General features: G+C 40.2%; 28 protein-coding genes and 1 pseudogene. 18 read left to right on the top strand and 11 right to left on the bottom strand.

From position 1 onward, the window contains the following. Nucleotides 1-419 precede the first annotated feature (419 nt). From FD725_RS05105 to FD725_RS05050, 9 genes are all read left to right on the top strand, one after another. The gene (locus FD725_RS05105; RefSeq protein ID WP_179047122.1) at nucleotides 420-671 is read left to right on the top strand and encodes a UPF0175 family protein; all 252 of its coding nucleotides are present in this window, start codon (nucleotides 420-422) and stop codon (nucleotides 669-671) included. Further along, the gene (locus FD725_RS05100) at nucleotides 664-1,158 is read left to right on the top strand and encodes a DUF3368 domain-containing protein (RefSeq protein ID WP_179047121.1); all 495 of its coding nucleotides are present in this window, start codon (nucleotides 664-666) and stop codon (nucleotides 1,156-1,158) included. Before FD725_RS05105 ends, FD725_RS05100 begins: the two co-directional genes overlap by 8 nt. Nucleotides 1,159-1,308: 150 nt before the next feature. Further along, nucleotides 1,309-1,446 (top strand): hypothetical protein, encoded by a 138-nt coding sequence (locus FD725_RS05095; protein WP_179047120.1) that lies wholly within the window; start codon nucleotides 1,309-1,311, stop codon nucleotides 1,444-1,446. A gap of 249 nt (nucleotides 1,447-1,695) precedes the next feature. Next, nucleotides 1,696-4,953, top strand: coding sequence for a bluetail domain-containing putative surface protein (locus tag FD725_RS32095; protein ID WP_218653155.1), 3,258 nt, complete (start codon nucleotides 1,696-1,698; stop codon nucleotides 4,951-4,953). Further along, complete coding sequence (locus FD725_RS05070; protein ID WP_256871854.1) at nucleotides 4,943-5,206, top strand: hypothetical protein; 264 nt, start codon at nucleotides 4,943-4,945, stop codon at nucleotides 5,204-5,206. The genes FD725_RS32095 and FD725_RS05070 overlap by 11 nt, the downstream gene beginning before the upstream one ends. After that, complete coding sequence (locus tag FD725_RS05065) at nucleotides 5,203-5,412, top strand: hypothetical protein (RefSeq protein ID WP_179047119.1); 210 nt, start codon at nucleotides 5,203-5,205, stop codon at nucleotides 5,410-5,412. The genes FD725_RS05070 and FD725_RS05065 overlap by 4 nt, the downstream gene beginning before the upstream one ends. A gap of 74 nt (nucleotides 5,413-5,486) precedes the next feature. Further along, nucleotides 5,487-5,903: a XisH family protein gene (locus FD725_RS05060; protein ID WP_179047118.1), complete on the top strand. Its 417-nt coding sequence runs from the start codon at nucleotides 5,487-5,489 to the stop codon at nucleotides 5,901-5,903. After that, nucleotides 5,891-6,208 carry a XisI protein gene (locus FD725_RS05055; protein ID WP_179047117.1) on the top strand — a complete coding sequence of 106 codons (318 nt, stop codon included), beginning with the start codon at nucleotides 5,891-5,893 and terminating at the stop codon, nucleotides 6,206-6,208. The genes FD725_RS05060 and FD725_RS05055 overlap by 13 nt, the downstream gene beginning before the upstream one ends. A 236-nt stretch (nucleotides 6,209-6,444) precedes the next feature. Continuing rightward, nucleotides 6,445-6,975 (top strand): AbfB domain-containing protein, encoded by a 531-nt coding sequence (locus FD725_RS05050; RefSeq protein ID WP_179047116.1) that lies wholly within the window; start codon nucleotides 6,445-6,447, stop codon nucleotides 6,973-6,975. Here the strand turns inward: FD725_RS05050 and FD725_RS05045 are convergent. Next, nucleotides 6,950-7,120 (bottom strand): hypothetical protein, encoded by a 171-nt coding sequence (locus FD725_RS05045; RefSeq protein WP_372726706.1) that lies wholly within the window; start codon nucleotides 7,118-7,120, stop codon nucleotides 6,950-6,952. The two genes, FD725_RS05050 and FD725_RS05045, sit on opposite strands and share 26 nt — an antisense overlap. A gap of 3 nt (nucleotides 7,121-7,123) precedes the next feature. After that, nucleotides 7,124-7,183, bottom strand: a pseudogene (locus FD725_RS33080) (prevent-host-death family protein); the annotation flags it as partial. Between the two features lie 110 nt (nucleotides 7,184-7,293). Here FD725_RS33080 and FD725_RS33075 point away from each other — a divergent pair. The 3 genes from FD725_RS33075 to FD725_RS05035 all read left to right on the top strand — a co-directional run bounded on the left by FD725_RS33075 (nucleotide 7,294) and on the right by FD725_RS05035 (nucleotide 9,016). Next, the gene (locus FD725_RS33075; RefSeq protein WP_372726722.1) at nucleotides 7,294-7,485 is read left to right on the top strand and encodes a bluetail domain-containing putative surface protein; all 192 of its coding nucleotides are present in this window, start codon (nucleotides 7,294-7,296) and stop codon (nucleotides 7,483-7,485) included. A gap of 247 nt (nucleotides 7,486-7,732) precedes the next feature. Beyond that, nucleotides 7,733-7,930: a hypothetical protein gene (locus tag FD725_RS05040; RefSeq protein ID WP_179047115.1), complete on the top strand. Its 198-nt coding sequence runs from the start codon at nucleotides 7,733-7,735 to the stop codon at nucleotides 7,928-7,930. 183 nt (nucleotides 7,931-8,113) lie between these two features. Continuing rightward, nucleotides 8,114-9,016, top strand: coding sequence for an ion channel (locus FD725_RS05035; RefSeq protein ID WP_179047114.1), 903 nt, complete (start codon nucleotides 8,114-8,116; stop codon nucleotides 9,014-9,016). Nucleotides 9,017-9,067: 51 nt separating this feature from the next. Here the strand turns inward: FD725_RS05035 and FD725_RS05030 are convergent, their stop codons facing one another. Next, nucleotides 9,068-10,621: a hypothetical protein gene (locus FD725_RS05030; RefSeq protein ID WP_179047113.1), complete on the bottom strand. Its 1,554-nt coding sequence runs from the start codon at nucleotides 10,619-10,621 to the stop codon at nucleotides 9,068-9,070. A gap of 165 nt (nucleotides 10,622-10,786) precedes the next feature. Between FD725_RS05030 and FD725_RS05025 the strand changes: the two genes are divergently transcribed. Both FD725_RS05025 and FD725_RS05020 read left to right on the top strand, forming a co-directional pair. Beyond that, nucleotides 10,787-12,706, top strand: a complete 1,920-nt coding sequence (locus FD725_RS05025; RefSeq protein ID WP_179047112.1) for a heavy metal translocating P-type ATPase — start codon at nucleotides 10,787-10,789, stop codon at nucleotides 12,704-12,706. 128 nt (nucleotides 12,707-12,834) lie between these two features. Beyond that, entirely contained in the window at nucleotides 12,835-13,695 is an 861-nt protein-coding gene (locus tag FD725_RS05020; RefSeq protein WP_306296892.1) for a histone deacetylase, read from the top strand. Between the two features lie 64 nt (nucleotides 13,696-13,759). On the opposite strand, the gene FD725_RS05015 is transcribed toward FD725_RS05020, so the two are convergent. From FD725_RS05015 to rppA, 4 genes are all read right to left on the bottom strand, one after another. Continuing rightward, on the bottom strand, nucleotides 13,760-14,536 hold the full coding sequence (locus FD725_RS05015; RefSeq protein ID WP_179047110.1) for an ABC transporter ATP-binding protein: 777 nt from the start codon (nucleotides 14,534-14,536) through the stop codon (nucleotides 13,760-13,762). Between the two features lie 63 nt (nucleotides 14,537-14,599). Next, nucleotides 14,600-15,628 (bottom strand): iron ABC transporter permease, encoded by a 1,029-nt coding sequence (locus FD725_RS05010; protein ID WP_256871853.1) that lies wholly within the window; start codon nucleotides 15,626-15,628, stop codon nucleotides 14,600-14,602. A 14-nt stretch (nucleotides 15,629-15,642) separates the two neighbouring features. Beyond that, nucleotides 15,643-17,046, bottom strand: coding sequence for a two-component system sensor histidine kinase RppB (rppB, locus tag FD725_RS05005; protein ID WP_179047109.1), 1,404 nt, complete (start codon nucleotides 17,044-17,046; stop codon nucleotides 15,643-15,645). Further along, nucleotides 17,043-17,738 (bottom strand): two-component system response regulator RppA, encoded by a 696-nt coding sequence (gene rppA, locus FD725_RS05000; protein ID WP_179047108.1) that lies wholly within the window; start codon nucleotides 17,736-17,738, stop codon nucleotides 17,043-17,045. The genes rppB and rppA overlap by 4 nt, the downstream gene beginning before the upstream one ends. A gap of 325 nt (nucleotides 17,739-18,063) precedes the next feature. On the opposite strand from rppA, the gene FD725_RS04995 reads away from it, so the two are divergent. Both FD725_RS04995 and FD725_RS04990 read left to right on the top strand, forming a co-directional pair. After that, nucleotides 18,064-19,158: a cysteine synthase family protein gene (locus tag FD725_RS04995; RefSeq protein ID WP_179047107.1), complete on the top strand. Its 1,095-nt coding sequence runs from the start codon at nucleotides 18,064-18,066 to the stop codon at nucleotides 19,156-19,158. Nucleotides 19,159-19,176: 18 nt separating this feature from the next. Further along, nucleotides 19,177-20,505, top strand: coding sequence for a hypothetical protein (locus tag FD725_RS04990; protein WP_179047106.1), 1,329 nt, complete (start codon nucleotides 19,177-19,179; stop codon nucleotides 20,503-20,505). Between the two features lie 308 nt (nucleotides 20,506-20,813). Here FD725_RS04990 and FD725_RS04985 read toward each other — a convergent pair whose 3' ends face one another. The 3 genes from FD725_RS04985 to FD725_RS04975 all read right to left on the bottom strand — a co-directional run bounded on the left by FD725_RS04985 (nucleotide 20,814) and on the right by FD725_RS04975 (nucleotide 23,654). Beyond that, nucleotides 20,814-21,929, bottom strand: coding sequence for a cell wall metabolism sensor histidine kinase WalK (locus FD725_RS04985; protein ID WP_179047105.1), 1,116 nt, complete (start codon nucleotides 21,927-21,929; stop codon nucleotides 20,814-20,816). Further along, the gene (locus tag FD725_RS04980; protein WP_179047104.1) at nucleotides 21,926-22,642 is read right to left on the bottom strand and encodes a response regulator transcription factor; all 717 of its coding nucleotides are present in this window, start codon (nucleotides 22,640-22,642) and stop codon (nucleotides 21,926-21,928) included. The genes FD725_RS04985 and FD725_RS04980 overlap by 4 nt, the downstream gene beginning before the upstream one ends. Nucleotides 22,643-22,943: 301 nt before the next feature. Next, nucleotides 22,944-23,654, bottom strand: a complete 711-nt coding sequence (locus tag FD725_RS04975; RefSeq protein ID WP_179047103.1) for an NYN domain-containing protein — start codon at nucleotides 23,652-23,654, stop codon at nucleotides 22,944-22,946. Nucleotides 23,655-23,813: 159 nt separating this feature from the next. Between FD725_RS04975 and FD725_RS04970 the strand changes: the two genes are divergently transcribed. Together FD725_RS04970 and FD725_RS04965 are read left to right on the top strand one after the other, a co-directional pair. Next, the gene (locus FD725_RS04970) at nucleotides 23,814-23,972 is read left to right on the top strand and encodes a hypothetical protein (protein ID WP_179047102.1); all 159 of its coding nucleotides are present in this window, start codon (nucleotides 23,814-23,816) and stop codon (nucleotides 23,970-23,972) included. Nucleotides 23,973-24,554: 582 nt separating this feature from the next. Continuing rightward, entirely contained in the window at nucleotides 24,555-24,728 is a 174-nt protein-coding gene (locus tag FD725_RS04965; RefSeq protein ID WP_179047101.1) for a hypothetical protein, read from the top strand. A gap of 94 nt (nucleotides 24,729-24,822) precedes the next feature. Here FD725_RS04965 and FD725_RS04960 read toward each other — a convergent pair whose 3' ends face one another. Next, a complete protein-coding gene (locus FD725_RS04960) occupies nucleotides 24,823-25,749 on the bottom strand; it encodes an alpha/beta fold hydrolase (protein ID WP_179047100.1) in 927 nt (308 codons plus the stop codon). Between the last annotated feature and the right edge of the window lie 468 nt (nucleotides 25,750-26,217).

Here is a 26,217-nt window from a genome sequence, read left to right as displayed (position 1 = left end):
AATGATATGAATGGTTACATAGTACCAGTATTTTGAAGCGTGTAAGCAAGAAGTGTCAACAGCCCAACTAATAGAGCTTAAATAGCCCAACTTATACTTAATTGTTGTGTAGCGTGTTGAGTCGGTGGAGCTGTAGGGTAGGTCACACTTCATCAGAACTTAATACACGAGTTAAGTAATAGGAGTTGAATATACGGAATTGAATAATTGATAAGTATGTCACGTATTCAAATTAAGACTGATGCGATCGCCTACACCCGACTGTAGATCATTGCTATCTTGATCAGACTGGTGTAGGCTTCATGGATTTTCATCCTTCTGAAAAAATTAAGTGAGAGGTAACAGAATTAATTTTATTAACTCCTGAGATTCAACCATAATCAAAAAAGAATTAGGAATCCAGAACCGAAAGGAGAACCATGCACATCCTATCCCTTAATTATCCCGATGACTTACTCATTACCTCCGGCAAATCACCCCAAGCATTAGAAGCAGAACTTATATTTTTGCTTGCTGTCAAATTATTTGAACTACGCCGACTATCGCTTGGTAAAGCGGCTGCTTTTTGCAACATGAACAAACCTCAATTCATGTACGAACTAGGGCGTTTGCAAATCCCTGTTATCAACCTAGATGATGACCAAATAGCCGACGAATTGCGTGATGATTAACTCTGTCATCGTTGCCGATAGTAGCCCTCTCATCTCGTTGTCAATTATCGCGCAACTAGAACTTCTACCCCAACTGTATCAACGAATATTAATTCCTCCAGCCGTATGGGACGAAGTAACAGTCCAAGGTGCAGGTTTACCAGGTTCACAAGCCATCAGTCAATTATCTTGGCTGGAAATTCAAACGCCTGAAGCCCTCATATTAGAGCCATTATCAATCCTAGTTGATCGTGGAGAAGCTGAAGCTATTGCTTTAGCTCAGTCCATTCCAGATAGTACAGTACTTTTGGATGATGCTCAAGCACGACGAGTTGCAGAACGTTTAGGAATTCGCCGGATTGGAACTCTGGGCGTTTTACGTCGGGCGAAAAAAACAGGTTTGATTCTTGAGGTTAAAGCATACATTGAGCAGTTACGTACTAATGGAATTTATATCCGATCTAGCCTCATTGATGCAGTGCTACGAGATGTCGGGGAAATAGACTAATCAGAGCTTCTATATCCCACACTTTTAATTGTGCGATCGCTATTTTAATAATTTGGCAGGAAAGTGCAAAGTACCGCTTGCACAAAAACTCTAATATACCTTTGTTGTGCAAAATTGGTTTCGCTCTAAATAACTAGCATAGAGAGAAGTATGTCATACATTCAACGAATTGCTACCCCTGTCGATAAATGTGCGATCGCTCTTTTGTGGAAAGCATTTATTGAAGTGCGATCGCCACTTTCACATTTTGGCACAAAGTGCAAACCACTGATCGCAGACAAATTCTAGTATACGTTTGTTCTTCAAAACTGGTTTTGCCACACAGGCGATCGCTCTTTGATGGAAAAGCTTTAAACCCAAATCACTAGCATGGAGAGAAGTATGTTATACATTCAACGAATTGCTACCCCAGAAGATAAATGTGCGATCGCTTCTTTGTGGAAAGCATTTATTGAAGTGCGATCGCTATTGCAGTTGGGCTGATATAAATCTCAAAAATTTTTCTTCATTCAATCAAATACTAGGAGTAAAACTAACATGGGTTTTTTTAGCGATTTCTTTGATGATGTTCTAGGGATAGACCCTAACGGCGGCGGAATTTACAGTTTATTTGATGATGTTCTGGGTATCGATCCAAATGGTGGTGGAGTTTTTACTTTTTTAAAAGATTTAGGTGTTGAAGCTGATCCTCAAGATTTTTATGATGCCTTAAATCAAGCAATATCCGATGGTTTAAAATTTATCATCGTCTATGTAACTGATATACCAATTAATGTTGACATAAAGTTGTTTAAGAATCCAAATCTATTTTTGGGTAATGATTTAATTAATGGTGGCCCAGCTAATGAGATATTTTACAGTAGGGGAGGAAATGACACTATTTCTGGTTTTGGCGGAAATGATGGAATTAATGGTGGTGATGGTGTTGACACTGCTGTTTACAGAGGAAATCGTGCTGAGTACCACATTGTTTTCTACTCCAACAATTTTACTCATGTCAGTGACTCTATTAACAGAGATGGTACGGATACTCTGTCTAACATAGAAAATGTTCGATTTGCAGATGGAACTTTTTCTTTAGCACAAATCAGAGAAATGGGCGCTCGTTTCTCTGGTCTTGATGGAGATGATGTTGTAACTGGCGGGGCTGGTAGTGACTTCTACATCGGTGGTAATGCTGGTAATGACAAGCTCTTTGGGCTTGGGGGTAACGATAACCTTTTCGGACAAGATGGTAATGACACCCTTAATGGTGGTTTAGGTAATGACACCCTTGATGGTGGAGATGGCAACGATACCGTTATTCTGACTGGTAAATCGATTGAATATAAATTTGATTTCAGTATATCAGGAAGTCTAACAATCACCGACACCAAAACCAATCGAGATGGTCAAGATACTTTGATTGGCTCTGAATTTATCCAATTCTCAGATCGTAATTACCGTATTTCAGAACTTAAAGACTTTGAGCAATTCTATCGTCTAATTAACAAAGATGTAGATAACGAAGTCAAAGTAGGATTAATTAACTCAGGGCTTCAACACTACGAATTATACGGCAAAAATGAAGGTAGATTAACAGCAAATGACTTTAATGAGCAATTCTATCGTCTGATTAATCAAGATGTCGATGCAGCAATCAAAGCTGGTACAATTCCTTCTGGAATTTTCCACTATATTAATTGGGGATATGGAGAGAAACGAGCAACTAATTTTCAGTTCGATCAAGCCTTTTATCGTCTAGTTAACTCAGATGTAGATAATGCTATCAAAGCAGGAATACAGCCTTCTGCTCTACACCACTACATCAACCATGGCTATTGGGAAGGACGAGTCACAAACCTCAATTTCGACGAACAATATTACCGCAGTAATAACTTAGATGTTGACCGAGATATCAAAGCGGGAATTTTATCATCAGCTATCTATCACTACATTAATTGGGGCTATCGAGAAGGACGAGTTGCTAAATTTAATGCTGTCAATAGCAATGCACCTCTTCGGGGTACTTCTAATTCCGATATCCTGCAAGTATCTCATGGTAATAATTTTCTAGACGGTGGAATTGGTAACGACACTCTAGTTGGGGGTGACGGTAATGACATCATGGTTGGTAGTTTAGGTAACGATACGCTTTATGGAGGTAATGGTAACGATATTGCCATATTCAAAGGCAATCTATTTGATTATTCAATAGTTTTTTTCCAAGACGGTTTTCATGTTAGCGATAGCATTCAAGGACGTGACGACACTGATTTCTTAAAATATGATATTGAAGCAGTACGCTTTGCTGATGGAGAATATTCCCTGCGCTGGCTCCAATCATTTGATAGTGTCTATCGTCAGATGTACCCAGAAATTGACTGGAGTAAATACAAGTCAGCCTTTGAATATCACTTATTTAAAGGCAAGAATGAAGCAAGATTAACCCTAAAAGATTTCAATGAATCCTTATATCGTATGATTCATACAGGAGTTGATCAAGCTTTGCGAGAAGGAACTATTCCCGATGCAATTCATCATCTTGTAAATCACGGTTTGAGTGAAGGTAGAGCTAGTAATTTCACTTTTGATGAAGCTGCTTACCGTGCGCGTTATCTTGATATAGACGCAGAAATCAAGCAAGGAAAAATACCATCTGCTCTCTATCATTACATCATTTGGGGATATCGTGAAGGTAGAATGGCTACCTTTGTGGTTAACAAAAATGGCAAGCTATTTGGCGGTAATGGTAATGATGAAATCAAAGGGAGTCAAGGTAATGATACTCTCTTGGGTGCAGAAGGTAATGACATTATCTTTAGCTTTAATGGAAACGATTTCTTAGACGGTGGTATTGGTAATGACACCATGATTGGTGGATTAGGCAACGATACATACGTTGTTGACAGTACAGGTGATGTTGTGACTGAAACCTCTACCTTAGCTACTGAAATTGATACAGTTCAATCCTCTGTCAGCTACACTTTAGGCGCAAACCTAGAAAAATTAATCCTCACAGGTAGTGCTGCTATCAATGGTACAGGCAACAGCCTAAATAACACTATTACGGGCAATACTGCTAACAATATCCTCAATGGTGGTGCTGGTAACGACACGATGATTGGTGGATTAGGCAACGATATATACATTGTTGACGCTACTGGTGATGTAGTGACAGAATCATCAACTCTAGCTACTGAAATTGATACCGTCCAGTCCTCTGTTAGCTACACTTTGAGCGCAAACTTAGAAAAATTGGTTCTCACAGGTAGTGCTGCTATCAACGGTACAGGAAACAGCATCAGTAACGCTATTACAGGTAATGCTGCTAACAATACTCTTAATGGTGCGGCTGGTAATGACATTCTTTCTGGACGAGCTGGAGCAGATATTCTCACTGGAGGACTAGGTGCAGATCGCTTTGTCTACCCTGATTTTAAAGATTCTCTCTTAGCTGCACCCGATCGCATTACCGATTTTAATCCATCTGGAGGCGATCGCATTGTCGTCAATACCCCAACTTCACTGCCCACCGCACTCTTCAATGCTGGTATTTTCTCAACCGCTAGCTATTCTACATTGAATGCTGCGGCGATAGCTGCTTATGCAGATGTCAATCCCAATTTGACTGGAACCCAAGCATTAGCAGTTAAACAAGCTGTATTCTTCGGTTGGAATGGAGGGACTTACCTATCAGTCAACGATAGTACTGCGGCATTTAATGCTACCACTGACCTCTTAATTAATGTCACAGGTATGACTGGTACGCTAGCTACTGGTGCGTTAACTCCAAACAACTACTTTGCTTTATGACATCTCAGTAGTCAATAAAGAGATTAGCTTTCTGGTACGCTATGCTTGGTGTATTGTGAGGATTGGTTTCTTGCAGACAAAAAAACAGTCAGATACAGCAATATTTCTCTGCCAATTGCTCTCAAATCTATATCAGCCCATTCAAATATTTCGTTACGACCAAACGTTAAAAACGCTTTACATTCAAGCTGGTAGAGCAGATGAAATTGCAGTCATAATTAATCAAGATGGGAATTGGAACTTCGTATTATGATGCAAAACCTTAGCCACATGACCAATACTGAGCTAAAACGTTTTCTCTCAGAAAACCGTAACAATGAAGAAGCATTTCGTGCAGCGTTAGAAGTTTTGATGAGTCGTCGCGATCCCGCGACACAGCAACCTTACCCATTTGATTTAGAAAATCCTGAAACTCAAGTAGAAGCTCTGTTAAGAGAGAAACTTGGTCAGTCTGAGTAGTTATTCACCAGATGCTTGTGCGACGATGCTCCGCCCCAAGCCCTACAAAAATTACCAAGTAGCGATAGTTCAGTATGGCCAAAGATATTTTTCATAACGCCGTTAAAACTGCGCTGCAAAAGGACGGTTGGACGATCACCCATGATCCTTACCAATTGCGCTACGGTCTTGTCGATGTCTATATTGACCTAGCCGCAGAATCGGCGATCGCAGCAGAGAAAGAAGGACGTAAAATAGCAGTAGAAGTAAAAAGCTTTGCTGGTGGCTCGACGATTTCTGAGTTTCATACAGCGTTAGGTCAGTTTCTCAATTACCAAGCTGCCTTAGACGTTTCCGATGAGCCAGAACGTATCCTCTATCTCGCTGTACCCAGAGATACTTATCAAACCTTTCTCCGCTTTGAACCAGCTAAAACAGTCATTGAAAAATATAAGGTGAGATTAATTAATTATCATCCTGTTCTGGAGGTCATAGAACAATGGATCGAATAGCAGAATATCGGCGAATTGTCTGTGATTTTTTACAAGAATTTACTATTTACGATGTGCAAGCGCAGTTGATTTTTGATCCAGTGCGCGATCGCTATTTAGTTATGCACAACGAATGGCGCAATGAATCCCGCATTTACGGATGTGCGATGCAGCTAGATATTATCGAGGGGAAGATTTGGATTCAGCATAACAGCACTGAGATTTTTATAGATCGAGAACTAATTCAGCGTGGGGTTGATCACAAAGACATTATTCTAGGTTTTCGTTCTCCCAGTGTTCGTAAGCTTCTGGCTGAGAAGAATTAAAAATAAAAATCCCTCAATTACCCCAGTTCTCTGCCTACAGAACTCTTTCATGCTGGGAGCGTCGTGATCCAGCGACACAACAATCTTACTCATTTGATTTAGAAAATCTTGAAACTCAAGTGTAAGCTCTATTGAGAGAGAAACTTGGTCAGTCTGAATGATCAGGTATTCATGGTAAAATTCTCTAAGTTTAGAAAAAAATCAAATAATTGTCGATAAAAGACAGGATTAAAACTATGAAATTATTTAAATTATTTCCAGCAGTCGGTATTACAATAACTTTAGCAGCTTATTCTATCGTTAGTAACTTACAAATAACGCAAGTATTGGCGCAGGGAATTCGAGGAAATTACTCATTTAGTTCTTATAATTTTCCAGATCGCTATATTCGTCATCGAAACTACTTAGGATATATCGAACCTGTCAATGATGAATTAGGAAGAAAAGATGCTACTTTTCGTCTTAGAAATGGATTAGCAAATTCAAAATGTACATCATTTGAATCAATAAATTTTCCAGGACATTTTTTAAGACATCAAGATTTCAGGCTGAAGTTGGCTAGAAATGATGGTAGTAGGCTATTTCAACAAGATGCTACTTTCTGTCAAAGAGCAGGAGTTGCAGGTACAGGAACGTCTTTTGAATCCTATAATTTTCCCGCACACTATATCAGACACAAAAATTTTGAACTTTGGATTGATCCTGCCGATGGTAGTGATCTTTTCAGAAAAGATGCTACTTTTATTCCTCAATCGGCTCTTTACTAAGTGTTTTGATAGCGTTACTTAAAAGCTCATTCAACTTGTCTTCAGTTAAACCACATTCTTGAGCTTTACGTCCGATACTTTCTCTAAATTGTTGAAATTCTTGAATATTAAGACGAGTTATGCGTTGATAATCTTCAATGGACATAATAACCGCAACATCACGATTTTGTTGACGGATAGTTACAGGTTCACGTTGCGCTTGATCAATGACTGCGGCAAAAGCTTGACTAGCTTCCGTGTCTGAAACAAATTACATAATCTCACCTTATTTGTTTTTATTATAGACAAATTTTCCATCACATTTTCCCTTAATTCAATATCCACACTGACTTTAATGGCGATCGCATTGTTCTCAACGATAGTATAGCGGCATTTAATGCTACCAGCGACCTGTTGATTAACGTGACAGGTATGACTGACACAATAGCTACTGGTAGGTCACCCACAATCCTTATTGAATGCGGCGGCGATTCTCTTTCAGAGAGGCTACGCCAACGCTGCCTATATTGAGAAATATAGGATTTCTGTATGGTTTTGTCTAATTTTCTTTAAACTATCGTTTAATTTCGGAAGCGAGAGTGTATTATTAATTCGTTAATTATAGCGGTTCCTAGTCAGATGACGTACAGTCTAGTATCTAATTTCCAGCCTCAAAAAAATATAACTAACTAAAGCGAGAAAATCTATACTCAAAAATTTTAATCTATTTTTACTAATAAAACATACAAACAAAGCAATTTTTTAGGAAGTGATATTTATGATACCTACTCTCATTGTTGCTTGGATCGTATTTATAATAGTTTGGAAAGTATTAAAAGCCACTATTAGCAATGCCTTAACGCTTGCGGCAATTCTTGTGTTACTCAACATCGGTTTTGGTATCACACCACAAGATATCTGGCATCAAATCATGAAATATGCTCAAACTTTATCACAAGTACAGATTGGTAAGTAAAAGATAGTCTCTGACTTGCCTAATTAGCTAGTTGTAGGGTGGTAAAGCTAAAATGTTACGAAAAAATTGCCAGTTGGGAAGCCACTGGGTTGCTTTGGTTTCTAATATTGTAGCAAGTGACTATAATCTTTAACGGTAATTTAGTAAGATTACTAATTATTGCCGTTCTTGTGGCTACTGCCGATGAGATTTCGACTGAAGAGACTGTCAAAGAAACGACCACAGCGAGTTCACATCAAAATTCAAGATGGACAATTTGAGATTATTGGCATGGGTGCATGGTACTCCTATTGGCGCGATCCTTATCATCTGCTGCTAAAAATTCCTTGGACTGGCTTCGTATTTCTGATTTGTCTTTTTTACATAGCGATTAACCTCCTATTTGCCCTAGCTTACTCACTAGGGGGAGATTGTATCGCCAATGCTCGCCCAGGATCTTTTGCTGATTTATTCTTTTTTAGCGTGCAGACACTCGCATCCATTGGCTATGGAGCGATGTACCCGAAGACAGTTTACGCTAACATCATTGTCACCATCGAAGCCATGATTGGTTTGATGGGAATTGCCGTCATGACAGGATTGGCGTTTGCTCGCTTCTCCCGACCAACTGCGCGTGTTACATTTAGCCGTGTTGCGGTGATTACACCCTATGAAGGTGTACCCACTCTCATGTTTCGCACAGCTAATCGTCGGCGCAATTTAATTTTAGAAGCACATATGCGGGTGTATTTGATGCGTGATGAAATTACCGCCGAAGGTCAATTTATCCGCCGCTTTCACGATCTTAGATTGTTAAGAAATCAAACACCTAGTTTTACATTAAGTTGGCTAGCAATGCACCCTATTGATGAGTTGAGTCCCCTGTATGGCATGACAGCAGAATCACTATCTCAGACAAACACCAATATTGTCATTTCTATTAGTGGCATCGATGAAACGGTAGCACAAGTAGTTCATGCTCGTCACAGTTATACACCTAGGAATATTTTATGGAATAGTCGATTTGTGGATATTTTTCACCACACTGATGATGGGCATCGTTACATTGACTATAAATATTTTCACGATGTTTTACCGATAGATTAGGGGTGTGGGGCTGTAAGGGATAAGGAGAAAATTATTTATGAGTTTTTCTCCTCATCGTCCTACTTCTTTATTGACCCAATAAAGATAGTATCTCTCGCTATCTACCCAAGCCTTTTTAAAGTTTTTTATTGGATTAATATTTAAATCGCTGCGGTTGAATTTTAGTTCTTTATTCAAGATTAGCAAAATTTTATTTGGTTCTTCTTGAGTTTTTAAAAGGAAACTAATTTGTCTTAATATTTCTGCTTGTGTAACACGCTGACGACCTTTTCTAAAAATTGTATAACTTCCCATTCGTTGCACTTCAGGATAATAAAACTGGCGCTTTAAATAACCAGATAAAGAAGCCATATTAGCATCTCGACTAGCCACAATAAATTCATTCTCTAGATGGGATTTTTGCAAGTAATGAGATGTTTCTCGTCCTGCCGAGAAGGGAATGAATAAATCTTTAGTAAAATTTGTGATTCCTCCTACAAGATGAGTGTAAAGAATAACCATAAATACCAAGGGATACCATCTTTGAGCAAATTTTAATAGATGATTCTGAATAGAAAGTCTATCTATTAAAAATGGGGAATCTTGATAATATTTCTCTAGCCACAGAGCTACTATCAAAACTAAATAGAAATGCCCAAAATGCCGTGATACACCAGTAAATCTTAAATAGGTGAATGCAAATATTAGAGAAGTACCTAGTATGTAAAAAAATAAAATTAATGGTTTCTTACATAATTTGATCGCAGTTAAAGTTATAATAAAGATGGCAATCAAAGCGCAAATAATTAAATCCAGCCATCTTTTATGTGATGGTACTATTAATAAATAACCACCAAATACTCTCCCTAAGCTTCTAAAAAGATGATGTAAGTCTAATTTGATTGACCATCCATCACTTAATCCACCATTGAGATAACTGTCTATTGGTGGAGTCATGATATAAATAGCCAGAAAGAAAGAAAATACAATAATTAAAATGCTTAACAATAAATCAAATTTTTGGCTTTGACTAAAATATTGTTGTCGATGTTCACTATCAAAAATAAATTCGACTGCCAAAGTTGTTAATAAACAAGTTGCTATAAATAAAGCATACAAATTACTGTTAGCTAATAATCCTAGCAATAGTGATAAATATACATAATTTTTTTTTCTAGACGAGAATATTGTACAAAAACTAAAGAGAAATAGTAAACTAAATGCGTAGTTCCTAGAAATTACCAGATATTCATAAAAAGGTAGAAACCCAAAAGCAAAAACAAATTTTTGTTTATGACTGAAAGGACTGTATAGGCAAAACATAGCAACTGAAGCGATAGCAATAGCTAAATGGAACAGTTGCATGATTACTGGATTATCAATAATTCTTCTGAGGAAGGCTAAAGAAAAATACCAGAGAATTGGATGACCTTCATAACGAATGTTGCCAATTAAATCTGTGAAAGATTGACTATCTCTAACAATTAACCAGGGATTTAATTCATCTCGCCACATGGCATGATTGAGAATACCTATTAAACCAAGAATAGAAAAAATAATGATAATCAACCAAGGAGAATTAACCAATGATGTGGGAAGGCGATCGCTAAGTTTTTTGGCTAACATTGATAGTCCAGTTTTGGGAAAAGTGATATGGCATAATACATCTCATTCAGGTCAAAAATTAACATACTGTCACAAGACTTATACTAATTTGTAGTTCGTAATTCCCTTGACATTAACATTAATGTCAAGGTTTAGCCTGGGAGTAGTTGTATATATGTCAATCTCATGCTCTACTCACAACGTTTTAGCCAATTTACCAAAGAACACGCCGATACTCTAGCAGCACTGCTTTGTGGAGTGTTACTGTTTTTTGGTTGGTTCGCTTTACATCTTGGTTGGTTAGGATGGGCGTTGCTACTTTTACCTGCGGCTTATGTCATTGGTGGCTATGAAAGCGCGCGTGAGGGGTTGACGACGCTAATTAAGGAAAAAGAACTGGATGTAGATTTGTTGATGATTGTGGCGGCTGTGGGTGCAGCCGGGTTGGGGTTGTGGCGTAGGGAGTACCATTTAATTGTTGATGGGGCAATTTTGATTCTCATCTTTGCCATCAGTGGCGCTTTAGAAGGTTACGCGATGCAGCGTACTGAGAAAAGTATCCGCAGTTTGATGAGTTTAACGCCGGATACAGCCAGAATGTTACATCAAGGGACGGAAGCAACTATTCCTATTAGCCAGTTACGAGTGGGAGATGAGATTGTTGTTAAACCAGGTGAGATGATTCCGACTGATGGCGTAATTGTGTCTGGTTATAGTACTCTCAATCAAGCGGCAATTACAGGTGAGTCGTTACCTGTAGAAAAAACAGTAGGAGAAGAAGTTTTTGCTGGCACACTTAATGGCTATGGGGCGCTGAAATTACGAGTACATAAACCAGCTGCTAGCAGTTTGATTCAACGTGTCATTCGTTTGGTAGAACAAGCACAAACTCAAGCACCACCTTCTCAACAATTTATTGAACGGTTTGAGAGGGGATATGCAATGGTAATTGTGATTGCTGGGTTATTGCTGGCAACTTTACCACCTTTTATTTGGGGTTGGGATTGGGAAACTACAATTTACCGCGCCTTAACTTTTTTGGTGGTGGCTTCTCCTTGTGCGCTGATGGCAGCAATTATGCCAACATTATTATCGGGTATTGCCAATGGAGCAAGACAGGGGATTTTATTTAAAAATGGCGCGCAGTTAGAGAAGATTGGTAAAGTGAGAGCGATCGCCTTCGATAAAACTGGTACTCTCACCACAGGACAACTACAAGTCTCACAAGTTATGTCCGCTAGTAAATACACACAAGCAGATGTATTAAAAACCGCAGCTACTTTAGAATCTTGTTCCGAGCATCCTATCGCTCAAGCTATTGTCCAGGCGGCTAGTGATTTAAACTGGGTACGTGCGGTTGAGGTGCAAGCGATACCAGGACAGGGAATTATGGGTATTGCTGATGGGCAGAAAATAATTGTGGGAAATGCTGCTTTTATGCAAGAGTATGTGACTCAATTACCAGAGGAATTACAAACAGCAGCTGAATCTCTGGAACATGAAGGGAAAACTGTTATCTGGGTAGCACAGAGTCGGCAAATTGGATATGAGGTAGCGGGTGCGATCGCTGTTGCAGATATGATTAGACCAGAAGCATCTGCAACAATCGCCAAATTGCGGCAGTTAGGGATAGAACAAATTGTCATGATTACGGGAGATAATCAACGAACAGCCCAAAATGTCGCCCAAACAGTGGGAATTACTCAAGTATTTGCCGAACTCCTACCGGAAGATAAGTTAGATGTGATTCGCAGTTTGCAGAAAAAGTATCACACAGTAGCAATGGTAGGCGATGGGATTAATGATGCACCAGCTTTAGCACAAGCCAGTGTGGGTATTGCGATGGGAGTCGCAGGTAGTGACGTAGCTCTAGAAACAGCAGATATTGTCTTGATGGCAGATAGATTAGAGAAAATTGCTGTAGCTATGCAACTAGGTAGGCGATCGCACAATATAATCAAACAAAATATAGCGATCGCTTTGGGATTTATTGCCATCTTATTAATTGCCAACTTTTTCGGTAACATCAACCTCCCTATCGGCGTAATTGGCCATGAAGGTTCGACAGTCTTAGTTACTCTCAGTGGTTTACGATTATTGAGGTAAAATACCTATATTAAACTTGGTTTTATATCATGCCTATTCAAATCAACGCCTGAATTAGTCAGAAAGTTTGAGACTCAATGATATCCATCATCTACTCAGAGAAATTCCTTCAACATGAAACAGGGTATATGCACCCTGAGCAACCAGAACGACTGACCACAATTGTGGATAGCTTAAGGACTTCAACAATAGCAGACCAAATTCAATGGTTAAATCCTTCTACTTCTAGAAATGCGATCGCCGAGATTGAACGAGTCCATTGTAGCAAATACATTGAGTTAGTTCGCGCCTATTCTACTAGAGGTTGGGGTTGTTTTGAATCAACACAGATTTCTCCCCAAAGCTTTGAGGTTGCTTGCCTGGCTGTGAATGCTTGGTTAGATGGGGTTGATAATATTTGGCAGCTTGGAAGACCGTGCTTTGTTTTGGCAAGACCCCCAGGACATCATGCACTTAAAGATCAAGGAATGGGATTTTGTATTTTCTGTAATCCTGCGATATCTGCCCTTTACGCTTTGGCAATGGGACAAATCAAACGAGTGGGAATTCTTGACTGGGATGTGCATCACGGTAATGGAACCCAAGCAGCTGTAGAAAATGAACCCAACATTGCTTTTTGTTCAATTCATCAATCACCAGGATATCCACACACAGGAACGTCCGACGAACATGGCAAATTTAACAATTTATTGAATCTTCCGATTGCTCCAGGTAGTTCAATACAAGACTACTGCAAGTTGTTTGAGCAGAAGGTTATACCTTTTTTCCAAAATTTTTACCCAGATATTTTGATTGTAAGTGCAGGATACGATGCTAACCAAGCTGATTTACTTTCTAAGATCAATTTACAGCCCCACGATTACGCCATACTAACTGATTATTGCCTCAAGATTACACCGAGAATTCTTTTCGGTTTAGAAGGTGGTTATGAATTAGAAAGCCTTTCTCTATCTATACTCGAGACAGTCAAACAGTGTTTAAACCATTAGATTTTTCCCTAGTGGAGTATGTCACAAGCCTGCTTAAATCAGCAAGCAGGATGATCTGATTAAATTAAACAGCAGCAATTGCACAAACCTGTAACCCAACAGGTGTGTGAATAATCACAGATTCTACACCAAAAACTTGGGCTATATTATCAGGTGTGAGAACTTGGATTGGTGTCCCTACTTGCCAAAGTTGACCTTGTTTTAATAAAGCAATCCGAGAACTGTAACGTGCTGCCAAATTCAATTCATGTAAAACTGTGATAATTGTGATCTCTTGCTGTTCGTTGAGATTTTTGAGTAATTCTAAAAGTTGTAATTGATAATTAATATCTAAATATGTTGTAGGTTCATCTAATAATAATACCTTGGGTTCTTGGGCTAGAGCCAAAGCTAAAAAAGCTCGTTGTCTTTCACCACCTGAGAGATTTTCAACTAGGCGATCGCTGAATTTTTCAAGCTGGGTTTTTTGTATTGCCTCCTCAACTTTGTGCCAATCTTCGGGGGTTAATTCCCATTGCCACCAAGGTTGATGAGGTGTACGTCCTAAACTGACTAATTGTCGCACTGTTAAGCCTACGGGTACTGTTTGTTGTTGGGGTAACAATGCTAGTTTCTGCGCTACTAAATGTGCTGGTTGTGAGTGAATAGCTTTACCATCTAGTAATACTTTTCCTTGCTGTGGTGCAAGAATACGACTGAGTAATTTGAGTAATGTAGATTTACCCGAACCATTCGCACCAACTAAACTTAACCATTCTCCTGTTTGTAGAGTGAGGTTAATATCTTGAATGATGGGAATTGTGGTGTAGCCACCAGTGAGATGTTGTAATTCTAGAGGCATTTGATCAATTCAAAATTCAAAATTCAAAATTTGATTATGCAAAGACGTGGCGATGCAGTGTCTCTATTTATTCAATCCTGAAGAACGGCGATATAGTAACCAGATAAATAATGGTGAACCTAGTAAGGCGGTGACAGAACCTACAGGGAGTTCGACTGTGCCTAGTCTGGAAAGTAAATCTGCAAAAACCAGTAACCATGCACCGGCTAGGGCTGATAATGGTAGCACAAAGCGGTGATCTGTACCGACAATTAGGCGGACACCGTGAGGTACAACTAGACCAACAAACCCGATTAAACCACTGATGCTGACTGCACCTGCGGCTAATAGAGTAGCCACACCACCAATTAAAAGACGCGATCGCGTTAATGATACACCCAAACCCACAGCTAAATCATCACCCAAAGCCAGCACGTTGACTGACCTAGCTAGTAACCATCCTGCCAACAATGCAACCATAATGTAAGGGCCAGCCGTGTAAATTTCTTGCCAACCCCTACCATTTAAGCTACCCACCAACCAACTGAGGGCAATTTGAATTTGTCCATCTTCAGCCAAGAGCAACAATGTGCTTTGCACTGCGCCTAATAATGAACTAACTGCTACTCCCCCTAAAATCAATCTCTCAACGGAAATACCAGAACCCGCACGACCAAGTAAAATCACAATAGCTGAAGTCAAAATTCCCCCTATCCATGCCGCCAGAGGAATGGCGATAGGTAAGACTTGTAAGACAATCATCACAATGACTATTAGTCCTGCACCGGCGGAAATGCCCAAAATAAAGGGATCAGCCAAACTGTTGCGTAACATCCCCTGTAATAGCGCTCCTGACATTCCCAAAGCTGCACCAACGATGAGCGCTGCCGTAATGCGTGGGAGACGCAAATCCCAAATAATTGTTTGTTTAATGGGATCACCTTGACGAAGCAGTGCTTGCCACAATTCACTGGTAGTTAAGGGTACAGCTCCTTGGGAGAGAGAAAGTACTAAAGTTATAGCTAGTACTGTGATCAGGAGTAAGATAGCCCAGGATATGCGATTTTGCGTAAAAATGCTGGGGAATTTCCTAGTCAAATCACTTTGCATCATGAGATTTAGATATTTTACAGCGATCGCCTACGCCATCGCATTTTTAATGGGTAAATAGAGCGAACGCTATCAAGTGGACGGAGATCGAAAGGTAACTTAATCGTAAAAGTGCTACCTTTACCAAATTCACTTTGCACATCTATCCTACCGTGATGTGCCAAAACAATTGCTTGGGCGATCGCTAGTCCTAATCCTGAACCGCCTGTCTTACGAGAGCGATCGCTATTTACTCGATAGAAGCGGTCAAAAATTCGAGTCAAATCCTGCTGCGGAATTCCTATGCCCGTATCTTGAACCTGAATTACAGCATAATGGTCACTGCGATCTAAGTCAACAGTTATCTTTCCTCCTTTTGGCGTGTATTGAATTGCATTGATAATTAAGTTAGAAAACAAGCGATAAAGCTGATCTACATTCCCAATCACATTCAAAGAAGTTGACACCCAGACTGAAGATGTCAATGTTACACCAGATGCGATCGCCAATGCGGCAAATTCCTCTACTAAGTCATTCACAATATCATCTAAGCAGCAAATGTCTCGTGTGATTGGTGCTGGTTGACGATCTAAGCGAGTTAGTAGTAATAAATCTGTAACCAGAGTTGTGAGTCGCTGATTTTGACGCTGTAGAGTTTGCAGAATGTCCCGCGCCTCTATTTCATCTATTTGGGGCATCAAAAGAGCTGATTCTACTGTCGCTTGGGTTGCTGCTAGCGGTGTTCTTAACTCGTGTGCAGCATCGGCTGTAAATTGTTGAATCTGTCTATATGAGCGATAAATTGGCTGTATTGCTAATCCTGCTAACCACCAACTAGCAACACCAACCAAAACCATGATTAGAGGTAATCCTAATCCTAAAGTCAGTTTCACAGCCACAAGATAACTATTGAAATCTGCCAGACTCCGGCCTACTTGAATGTAACCCCAATCACGATTGTCTTGGGTGTGTAGAACAAAAGAAATTTGGTGGTATGAATGTCCTTTGCTATCTTTAAGATTTTGCCAAAGTTGCTTGTTAAAGACTAGGGGTAATCCTTCTGGATAAGTGCCGGCTAGAGCAATCAAACGTCCAGAATTATCAAAAAAACGCACATAATAATTACCTTGATTGATGGCACTTAAAATATGGCGTTGGGAATTTAACTCCTCTTGGATACAGCTTTGATCAACGACACAGATATTAGGTAAAAGCTTTTGTACAACTGGTTCTAATTCACCCGGTTGCTGTAATTTTAGCTCAATACTGTCATGTAAAGTTCCTGCAACAGACTCCAGTTCTCGATCTAATGTCATCCAATGAGCATGAGCGATCGCTCTGTAGATACCAAATCCGCATAGGCTTAAAATCAAAGCCATAACCAGTGCATACCACAATGCTAAACGCAAGCGGGTTTGTTGAAACAGTTTATTTTGATTCATGGTGTGAAATTAAGACGATATCCTGTACCATGCAAAGTTTCAATCATATTTTCACAACCACTATTAGCTAGTTTGCGCCGCAGCAAACGCATTTGAGCCGCCACCACATTACTAATGGGTTCTGCACTCACCTCCCAAAGCTGATTACGAATTTGTTCGGTAGTGATAATTTGGTTTGGGTGTTTCATAAAATATTCTAGTAGTTGGAATTCCTTATTAGTCAGGGAAATCTCCTGTTTTTCGCCTACAATATTTTGACTAATAACTATATTGTTGCCGTAATCCAGTGTCAGATTACCAACAGTTAATTCCTGGGGCTGAAATTGAGGCGATCGCCTTTGTAATGCTCTCAACCTAGCCAGTAATTCTGCCATGCCAAAAGGCTTGACTAAGTAGTCATCCGCACCTGCATCCAGCCCAGTTACTTTATCTTCCATTCTGTCTTTAGCTGTCAGCATTAAAACAGGTAAAGGATTTTGATGAGAACGTAGCCTTTTACACAACTCTAAACCTGATATTCCCGGCAACATCCAATCGAAAATAGCTAGCGTGTATTGTGTCCACTTATTTTCTAGATATGCCCAGGCATCATTACCATCCAGTACCCAATCAACTAAGTACTTCTCCTGGGTAAGAGTCCGCTTCATCGCAGCACCCAAGTCTGGTTCATCTTCAACTAGCAGCACTCTCATATATTTCACCTGTTAAAAGTAAGTTGCTATATCGGCATCCCGTTTGATTTCTGATGTTGGGTGGCGTGCAGTGCAACCCAATATAAATTTACTAAGTATGACAAGATTCTATTGAGACAATCACAATATTGTCTCTACTGATTTTTGGGAATTTTTCAGGCAAAATCGGAAATTTCATCTTGATTTCATACTTATATTTCAGCATATAAATATCGGCTTTATTTATCTTATATCTTGCCGATATCAGACTAAACCGTAAATAATTAAGTTGCTAAATTAGCGATTCAATTAACTTCCTGAAAGTTATCATTTTCTAGATATTTATATGAATTATCTTCCCCCATCTTTATCATTCGAGAAACTTTCTAGTTCACAATACAAAAATCTTCAGAGATATCAAAAAAATGTATCTGTCGATGTTACTCAGGCATTAGGAAATGTCCCGATTGTCCGCTTGGGAAACATCTCTCCTATCTGTCTGGAATCAGAGTGTTTATTAAAACTTGAGAGTTGTAATCCTGGAGGATCAATTAAGGAAAAAAATGCAGTTTATCTCGTTACCCGTGCAGAAGAAGAGGGATTACTTGTGCCTGGTGGTACGATTATCGAGTCTAGCTCAGGTAATTTCGGTATTGGTCTAGCGATGGTAGGGGCAGTCCGGGGATATCGAGTGATGATTGTGGTCGATGCCAAAACTGCACCACCGTTTAGACGAATGCTGAAAGCATATGGTGCGGAACTTGTCGATGTCCCACTAGATGAAGCAGACGAATCAGGCTCGATGCAAAAGGCCAGAATGAAACGAGCGCAAGAGCTTGCTGCCACTATCCCTAATGCTTGGTATCCATGTCAGCACTTGAATCCTGAGAATACTGAGGCACATTCATACTACACTGCGCGAGAAATTGCAGCCCATTTTAGTGATGAACTTGATGCTGTCGTGGTTGGTGTGAGTACGGCGGGACAAATCATGGGAATAGCCCGTTATCTCGTACCACGATTTCCTAAAATACGTATTGTTGGCGTTGATGTTGAAGGTTCAGTGATTATGGGAACGCCAGCCAAACCATATAAGATGACGGGTATTGGATTATCGTTCTTTCCACCTAATTTGGATATTTCGCTGCTAAATCGTGCTTACGTCATACCAGAGGCGATCGCCTATTCAGTTTGTCATGCACTGGCAAGGCGTGAAGGATTGCTTCTTGGTGCATCCACAGGGGCAATTGTCGCTGGTGGCCTGCATCTGGCACGCGCTCTTGGTGCTGGTGCGCGGATTCTGATGATTAATCCAGACCGGGGTGATAGATACCTGGAGACAGTTTACGATGCTGATTGGCTGGAGCGTCATCAATTTACCCTCAAAGAAGGAGAACATCTTGATGATGCGATCGCCTCACTGACTCCTGTGTATTTTTAGTGAAAAATATCAAACATCATGAACACCTCACCCCAGCAAGAACAGGAAAGTCATAACACAGCTTCAGAGCGATCGCTATTGATGCTACTTACTCAGTTCATCCCTCTTTCCTTGACTGATGTGGCTATGACTCTCGGAGATCCGCTTCAGACTGCTGCACTCAGTCGCCTAGACTTTCCCCAAGAGACATTAGCTGGAGTTGGCGTAGTCAAAGGAGTTGCTGTATTTCTGGAAAGCCCCATTATCATGATTCTTCATGCCTCAAATGCTCTGGGCGGCAACATTGCATCTCGGCGCGCACTTTGGCAATTTACAATCATTGCGGGACTTTCTCTGAGTGGGATTTTTCTGTTACTCACTTGGGAGCCTTTATACAACTGGCTACTTTTAAAAGTATTTGGCGTTAGCCCATTTATCGCCGCGCGGGGAAGAACTGCTTTTCTCCTGATGTTCTTGTGGCCTTTCGTGATTGCTTGGCGACGATTGTTTCAAGGGTTACTGATCCGCGCCCGCAAGAGCGTAGCCGTAGGATGGGCAAGTGTCGCGCGATTAACTTGGGTAATTGTGGCGCTAGCAGTAGGAGTCAGTCTCGGTAGTGATGGAGCCTTTCTGGCAGGTGTCACCATGATGGGAGCAATAATTATTGAAGCGGTGCTGGTGACATGGTTTTGCTCACGTCTGAATATTACCTCTATTCTTGATCAGCAGATACACGAGAATACGAAAAAACTTCCTAAAACTTTCCCAGGTGTAACACTCTACTATCTTCCTCTTGCCTCAACCATGCTTCTAATTTGGGGCGCTAGGGCAATACTCTTGAGTTTCGTGGCGCGCTCCTTCGATGGTAGTCTGGCTCTGGCTGTGTGGCCAGCAGCCTGGGGACTGGTTCTTTCCATTGCCAACGGTACACGAATGGTTCAACAAGTAGTAATTTCCTCTTATGAAGAAACATCAAAGCGGACACTTGCGACTTTCGTAATTCTTGTCGGGTTGAGTTTTACCTCAATACCCTTTTTTCTGGGGTTTACAAGCCAAGGATTCTCCCTGCTGCGGCAGTTTTTTGGCGATAACCCATCTTTGATAGCAGCAGCACTTCCAGTCATCCAACTGCTTTCTTGCTTACCTCTCCTGCTCGCTCTCCAAAATACATTTCAAGGACTTTTAATTCACAGTACCCAGAACTGGTTCATTAATTTTGCCACCTTAGTAGCCACAGCCCTCACCTTGATAGTATCTGGAACTCTCATTTTCACCGAACATAGTGGAGCTATTTCTGCTGCGTATGGGATGATTGCCGGAATTGTTGGTGAAATTCTCGTACTTATGTTCGTATTTAAACGGAAATAGTTATGTTAAAAGTCGGAAAGCAGGTTAATTGAGTGTTATCGGCTATAAATACTGGAATATGCACATTTAAGCTTAAAAAAAACCCCCCTTTGGGGGATAGGGTAATAGATGTTTGTTCGTAGTAAGATTGAAACTGTATAGTTAATTCGTCTACGATCACGGTTATCACTGTGATCGTTTTTTCTATTTTAAGTTGTCCAAGCATAAATCGGGGTGAGGGGTGACAACTCCCATCACATACCATACCCAAAAAGTTTACCCTAGAAACATTAACTAAAATCTAGCGCTGCACACAGATAAGTTCCAATCTATGCCAGAGGCAAAGAAAAACGAAACGTACTACCGACACCAATTTCGCTGTTTACCTGAATTTCGCCACCTTGTAATTCCACCAAACGCCTAGTGATCGTTAAACCAATTCCCGTACCTCCAGAATGGCGATCGCGTGATTGATCAGCTCGCCAGAAACGCTCAAACACGTGAGATAAATCCTCTGGATTCATACCAATTCCCGTGTCAATCACGGCAATCCAAAGTTTCCCGCCTTCACTCCAAGTACGGAGAGTAATAGAACCCTCTGCTGTATAACGGATAGCATTACCCAACAAATTTACTAGTACTTGTTCTGTGCGATCGATATCTGCCAACACAAGCGGTATTTGAGATGGATATTCTGAACGCAAAACCGGCCCATCTTCTAACAGCTGATCGTTAAATTTCTCCACCAATGACTCTAGTAAAGGATATAAATTTACAGGTTGTATATTAATCGGTAAATAACCAGCCTCCGCCTTAGATAACTCTTGTAAATCATTCACCAAACGCTCTAAACGTCTTGTCTCTGTCACCAACCGCCGATAAATCTCTGGTGACGGTTCCATCCCTCCATCAGCCAGTTCCTCTAAATAACCACGCACCACCGTTAAAGGTGTCCGTAGTTCATGAGTCATATCACCAATCAATTCTCTCCGCCTTGCCTCCACCCCTTCCAAACTAGCAGCCATCCGATTAAAACTCGTACCCAATCGATTCAGTTCTGGAATTTCCGATAAAGGTAGTCTAGCTTCTAAATGTCCAGCAGCAAACTTTTGCGTGATTTGTTCCATTTCTTTTAATCGCAGCATAATCCGTTTAGAAACCCAAAAACTTAATCCTCCCGCCGCACTAGTACCAACTAAAACTGACCAAATAGTACTACGCTGCCAAGCAGTCTCAAATCCCTGCACTAAATCTGTACGGATATCGATTAAATCCCACCCTTCACTTTCCAATCTTTGTAAATGCAGCACAAAAAAGCGGGGAGAAGAGACTTTGCTAATCACCACAAGACTAATTACTCCCACAATCATCACTACCAAGTGGGACAAAAACAGTCTAGATGCTAAAGGCAAGGATTTTGTCCAACGCCAAGCGATTTTGTTCATGCTGAAACTACAGGCGAGTCTTCAAATTTATAACCCACTCCTACTACAGTTTTAATAAAACTAGGGTTAGCCGGATCAGGCTCTATCTTTTTTCTTAAACGAGCTACATGAGTATCAACCACACGTTCATCACCAAAAAAGTTATCTCCCCACAGCTTGTCAATCAATTGGGTACGGTTCCACACCCGCCCAGGATTACTCACAAAAGTAGTCAACAAATTAAATTCTAAGGTAGTCAAATCCAGAACTTCTGACTCCTCGGCATTCATTTGACGGCTGGCAGTCCGTTGGTCTACATCTACTATAAAATGTTGGGTGCGATTAACTTGAGTTTGTCCCCCTTGACGCAAGCTACGCCGCAATAAAGCTCGTACCCTCGCCACCAACTCTCTAGGGCTAAAAGGTTTAACCATGTAATCATCAGCACCAGTAGACAAGCCGATAACCCGATCTATTTCCTCACCCTTCGCTGTCAGCATGAGAATATACGGATCTTTCGCACCTGGTTTTTGGCGAATTCTCGCGCAAACTTCCAACCCATCCAACCCAGGAATCATTAAGTCTAGGATAATTAAATCTGGTGCTTGTTCCTGAAACAGTCGTAGCGCATTCACCCCATCGCGGCTAGTGCGACAAGAAAATCCCTCTTTTTCTAGAGAATGTTGGATTAACTGAGCAATCTCTGATTCGTCCTCAACAATTAAAATATCCATTTTGACTAAGATTTCAATACGCAGAGTTCCTGGCTTGCCATTTTACTATACTCAGTATTGAGTGCTGAGTGCTGAGTGCCGAGTTTTGAGTGCTGAATTCTCAGGAAAAGAAAAATTACTCAGCACTCCTCATTCTAGTTGTAGAGGTTATACCATTTCACGTTAATCATGACATGATACACATAAATTATGTAGAGACGTTGCAATGCAACGTCTCTACCGTTCACACTTAAAGGAAATTGGTATTAGATGTAGGATCAGGGTGTTGGGTTCCGTTCCTCCATTCGACCTACATTTTTGGCTAAAGATTAGTATTAGAAAGCGTGCGATAGCCATATCCTAAATGAGAATCTTTTTGGATATGTTGTTTGATACTATCTAGGTCGATGAAATAGTCAGCTACGTCAATTAAATGATCATTTGTCATAGTCCGCAGACTTACGACCTCTACCCGCACTCCTGTACTGCTAACTGCATTGACAGCATAAGCTAAGTCTCCATCTCCACTAACTAAGACAGCCGTGTCGTAGTAGGGAGCTAAAGTAATCATATCCACAGCAATTTCTACATTCACATTAGGTTTTTTCGAGTTCTCTGTGAGTTGAATATCTTTAGTGACTACACGATAGCCATTACGACGCATCCAAAAAAGAAACCCTTGCTGTTTATCATTAGTGCGTTGACGTGTAGGATTTGGTCTAGAGTTGTCAATTCCTGTGTAGAAGAAAGCACGGAGTAGCCGCGAACCAGCAGTTAAACGACACAATAATTTGAGATAATCAATTTCAATACCGAGTTGTAAAGCAGCATGAAATAAGTTACCACCATCAATAAAAATAGCTACTCGTCCACGATTCATGTCATTAGTAATAGACAAATCAGTCCTTGGTTCTCGCTGCTTGGGGACTTCGTTTTTGCTACCATTTTTTATCTGAATTTTTGTTGGGAGATGATGTTCTTCCGCAAGGTGGCTATATGTATTTTTACCTTTCGTAAAACTAGTGTTAGTCATTGATTCCTCTGGATTTTTAAATCTGGCAGGGCTTTTGAGGTAATTGACAATAGACCATCTGTGCTGATTACTCAGCAAAATAACAATTGATATTCAGTCACTGGTACTACACTCAAATTTTCGTAACTGTGTAGATTCCAAAGTTTAACGACCCAGAGTATGAAACTCTTTTCAGGACAAGTTTTACGAGATATCCCCTCTGCCTATAAATATGCTGAACGTCTCCTACCACTACAGCCAATCAACGAACAAGTAGCTGTAATGGTCAATTCAAGCATCAGCCGTTGGCATCTATTCTTATTGTACATCTCTCTTTAAAAAGCCTTACATTAAGGCTTTATTTACATATATAGGAGTTCGACTTGATTATTGAAATTACTTGCGTAGGTAGGTAACAGGTAACAGGTAATAGGTAATAGGGAACAGGAAAAGAAGTAACAGATGTATACTGAGTTTTTCTAGAAATCAAATAGGAGTTCTATATGACTATTATTGATTTTTATTTTTGAATTACCAGTAGGTGTAGGTTGGGTTAAACGCAGCGCAACCCAACATGGATCTCAAAAACTTAGTATGGATCTGATGTTGGGTTTCCCAAAGCCTCAACCCAACCTACAATTTTATTGCACTATTTTAGCCTTGCCACGCTATTACATATACTTAGATTTTTTGTGTAAGCACAGGCTACGCCAACAGAAATAAAATCGGATTCCTATAGTAATCCTACTAAAGCGATAAATTAAATACATTTATTTATAACTGGGGGAGAATTTAATATTAAACAACCATGTTTATAAAAGAAATTACAGGTATTACACATTCACAGTCACATACATATGCTCATGGGTTTTTGTGTAGACCTATCTGATGTACTCAGGTAAAAAATAGGGACAAACAATCATGTCAAATCAAGAAGTTCAATCTGATTTACTGGTAGAGCTATCCGCAGAAAACCAAGAAAAACTTGCAGGTGGTAACTTGTGGGGACGAGCCTGGTTTGGACGCGGTGGTTTCTGGGGACGCGGTGGTTTCTGGGGACGGTCTGGACGTAGATTAGGTGGTTTTTGGAGGTAATCTCATTCCCATCTCTGTGTCTCTGTGTCTTTGTGTTTAAAAAATCTTTTTATCGACTATTAAAGACACAGAGAAAAATATATTTGTGTTTTTGCTAACTAATGACTTGAGAATTACTTTCGAGTGTTTGAGATTCTATTGTTCTTGTTTGCTCCCAAATCCAATCTTGTAAAATTGGGTTGACTAATTCGGGTGCTTCATCTTGGGGACAATGTCCGACTCCTTCCAAAGGAATGAACTTGAGGACTTGGGGATAGTTAGCTAGTTTTCGTCCCAAGTCTACTGGTTCCCAAGGATCTGCTGTACCCCAGACAATAATTGCTGGACAAGGTAACAGGGGTAAAAGGTCTTCTGGTAGGGGGCCGGAAGAATATGAGGTAAAAGCCAGGAAGACGGCTACAGCACCAGGATCATTCGCTGGTGCTGTTAAAATATCTACTAGTTCTTCTGTGACTGTCTCAGCGTGAGCGTAGGCTTGGAGGAGAATTTTTCTCACGGTTTTTGGTTGAGCCACCTGCCGAAAAAAGAACTGACCGACTGGTTTAATGGCTAGTATACGTTGGAGTAAAGGCGCACCAACACGACGAGACCAGGGTAAGGTTGGTCGTTTGCGATCGTGCAATAATCGCAGAGAACAGTTGAGTAAAGCCACGCTTAAGGTAGTGTCTGGGTTACTGACTGCTGTTTGCATGACAACAATACAGCCAATGGAATTTCCTACTAAAAAAGCTGGTTCTCTTACTATTTCACGACAAAAATCTGCAACTTGTTGTCCCCAAGTTTCTAGTGTGTAAGTAATTTCTGTATTTGGTTCAGGTTTAGCTGAACCTCCAAAACCGATTAAATCAATAGCATAGACACGAAAATTGTTTGCTAGGACAGATATGTTTTTTCGCCAATGCCAACTAGAAGCACCAAAGCCATGCACTAGAACAACGGCTGGGCCTGTATCTCCTTTGGTTTGATAGGAGATGGGGAAACCTCGCCAAATCCAAGTTTTTGTAGAATTAGGATTAGTCATAGAATTTTAGGAATACTTAAGATATTAAAGTAGAGTATTTGACAGTATAGTGTGCTTTTTTGATGGTGGTGAGATTTATCAAACAGTCAGCTATCAATTTTGAAGCAGAGTATGTCAAAAAGCAAGCTATTAATTGTTATGAGTGAAAGCTCCTTTATGTAAATATTCTAGCTGGAGAATTTTATCTTGTCCTACTAGCCACCAGGGTTTTCTTCAGGAAGGCGATCGCTACAGAAAGAAAATGTCAAAATATCTAGCAATATTTCATACTTACATCTTTACAATATCTGTCTCTTAGTTACCAGTTTCACGTGGCTTGGTTGACATATATACTAGTAATAAATATACGTTAAGGCTCAGTAAAGAAATAGTAGATGATTATTTATGCAATGGTTATAATTTAAAATTTTTCCAGAAATGTGAAATTAGCATGAATACAGATTCAGTAGTTTTACAATTTCCGCAATT

It is taken from the genome of Nostoc sp. TCL26-01, assembly GCF_013393945.1.
Classification (GTDB): Bacteria; Cyanobacteriota; Cyanobacteriia; order Cyanobacteriales; family Nostocaceae; genus Trichormus.
This window is presented reverse-complemented; position numbering and strand designations above follow the sequence as displayed.

What these genes read in the sequence shown, in the direction of transcription:
- FD725_RS05105 (WP_179047122.1), top strand. Translation starts at nt 420, where the DNA reads ATGCACATCCTATCCCTTAATTATCCCGATGACTTACTCATTACCTCC.
- FD725_RS05100 (WP_179047121.1), top strand. Translation starts at nt 664, where the DNA reads ATGATTAACTCTGTCATCGTTGCCGATAGTAGCCCTCTCATCTCGTTG.
- FD725_RS05095 (WP_179047120.1), top strand. Translation starts at nt 1,309, where the DNA reads ATGTCATACATTCAACGAATTGCTACCCCTGTCGATAAATGTGCGATC.
- FD725_RS32095 (WP_218653155.1), top strand. Translation starts at nt 1,696, where the DNA reads ATGGGTTTTTTTAGCGATTTCTTTGATGATGTTCTAGGGATAGACCCT.
- FD725_RS05065 (WP_179047119.1), top strand. Translation starts at nt 5,203, where the DNA reads ATGATGCAAAACCTTAGCCACATGACCAATACTGAGCTAAAACGTTTT.
- FD725_RS05060 (WP_179047118.1), top strand. Translation starts at nt 5,487, where the DNA reads ATGGCCAAAGATATTTTTCATAACGCCGTTAAAACTGCGCTGCAAAAG.
- FD725_RS05055 (WP_179047117.1), top strand. Translation starts at nt 5,891, where the DNA reads ATGGATCGAATAGCAGAATATCGGCGAATTGTCTGTGATTTTTTACAA.
- FD725_RS05050 (WP_179047116.1), top strand. Translation starts at nt 6,445, where the DNA reads ATGAAATTATTTAAATTATTTCCAGCAGTCGGTATTACAATAACTTTA.
- FD725_RS05045 (WP_372726706.1), bottom strand. Translation starts at nt 7,120, where the DNA reads ATGTCCATTGAAGATTATCAACGCATAACTCGTCTTAATATTCAAGAA.
- FD725_RS05040 (WP_179047115.1), top strand. Translation starts at nt 7,733, where the DNA reads ATGATACCTACTCTCATTGTTGCTTGGATCGTATTTATAATAGTTTGG.
- FD725_RS05035 (WP_179047114.1), top strand. Translation starts at nt 8,114, where the DNA reads ATGAGATTTCGACTGAAGAGACTGTCAAAGAAACGACCACAGCGAGTT.
- FD725_RS05030 (WP_179047113.1), bottom strand. Translation starts at nt 10,621, where the DNA reads ATGTTAGCCAAAAAACTTAGCGATCGCCTTCCCACATCATTGGTTAAT.
- FD725_RS05025 (WP_179047112.1), top strand. Translation starts at nt 10,787, where the DNA reads ATGCTCTACTCACAACGTTTTAGCCAATTTACCAAAGAACACGCCGAT.
- FD725_RS05020 (WP_306296892.1), top strand. Translation starts at nt 12,835, where the DNA reads ATGCACCCTGAGCAACCAGAACGACTGACCACAATTGTGGATAGCTTA.
- FD725_RS05015 (WP_179047110.1), bottom strand. Translation starts at nt 14,536, where the DNA reads ATGCCTCTAGAATTACAACATCTCACTGGTGGCTACACCACAATTCCC.
- FD725_RS05010 (WP_256871853.1), bottom strand. Translation starts at nt 15,628, where the DNA reads ATGATGCAAAGTGATTTGACTAGGAAATTCCCCAGCATTTTTACGCAA.
- rppB (WP_179047109.1), bottom strand. Translation starts at nt 17,046, where the DNA reads ATGAATCAAAATAAACTGTTTCAACAAACCCGCTTGCGTTTAGCATTG.
- rppA (WP_179047108.1), bottom strand. Translation starts at nt 17,738, where the DNA reads ATGAGAGTGCTGCTAGTTGAAGATGAACCAGACTTGGGTGCTGCGATG.
- FD725_RS04995 (WP_179047107.1), top strand. Translation starts at nt 18,064, where the DNA reads ATGAATTATCTTCCCCCATCTTTATCATTCGAGAAACTTTCTAGTTCA.
- FD725_RS04990 (WP_179047106.1), top strand. Translation starts at nt 19,177, where the DNA reads ATGAACACCTCACCCCAGCAAGAACAGGAAAGTCATAACACAGCTTCA.
- FD725_RS04985 (WP_179047105.1), bottom strand. Translation starts at nt 21,929, where the DNA reads ATGAACAAAATCGCTTGGCGTTGGACAAAATCCTTGCCTTTAGCATCT.
- FD725_RS04980 (WP_179047104.1), bottom strand. Translation starts at nt 22,642, where the DNA reads ATGGATATTTTAATTGTTGAGGACGAATCAGAGATTGCTCAGTTAATC.
- FD725_RS04975 (WP_179047103.1), bottom strand. Translation starts at nt 23,654, where the DNA reads ATGACTAACACTAGTTTTACGAAAGGTAAAAATACATATAGCCACCTT.
- FD725_RS04970 (WP_179047102.1), top strand. Translation starts at nt 23,814, where the DNA reads ATGAAACTCTTTTCAGGACAAGTTTTACGAGATATCCCCTCTGCCTAT.
- FD725_RS04965 (WP_179047101.1), top strand. Translation starts at nt 24,555, where the DNA reads ATGTCAAATCAAGAAGTTCAATCTGATTTACTGGTAGAGCTATCCGCA.
- FD725_RS04960 (WP_179047100.1), bottom strand. Translation starts at nt 25,749, where the DNA reads ATGACTAATCCTAATTCTACAAAAACTTGGATTTGGCGAGGTTTCCCC.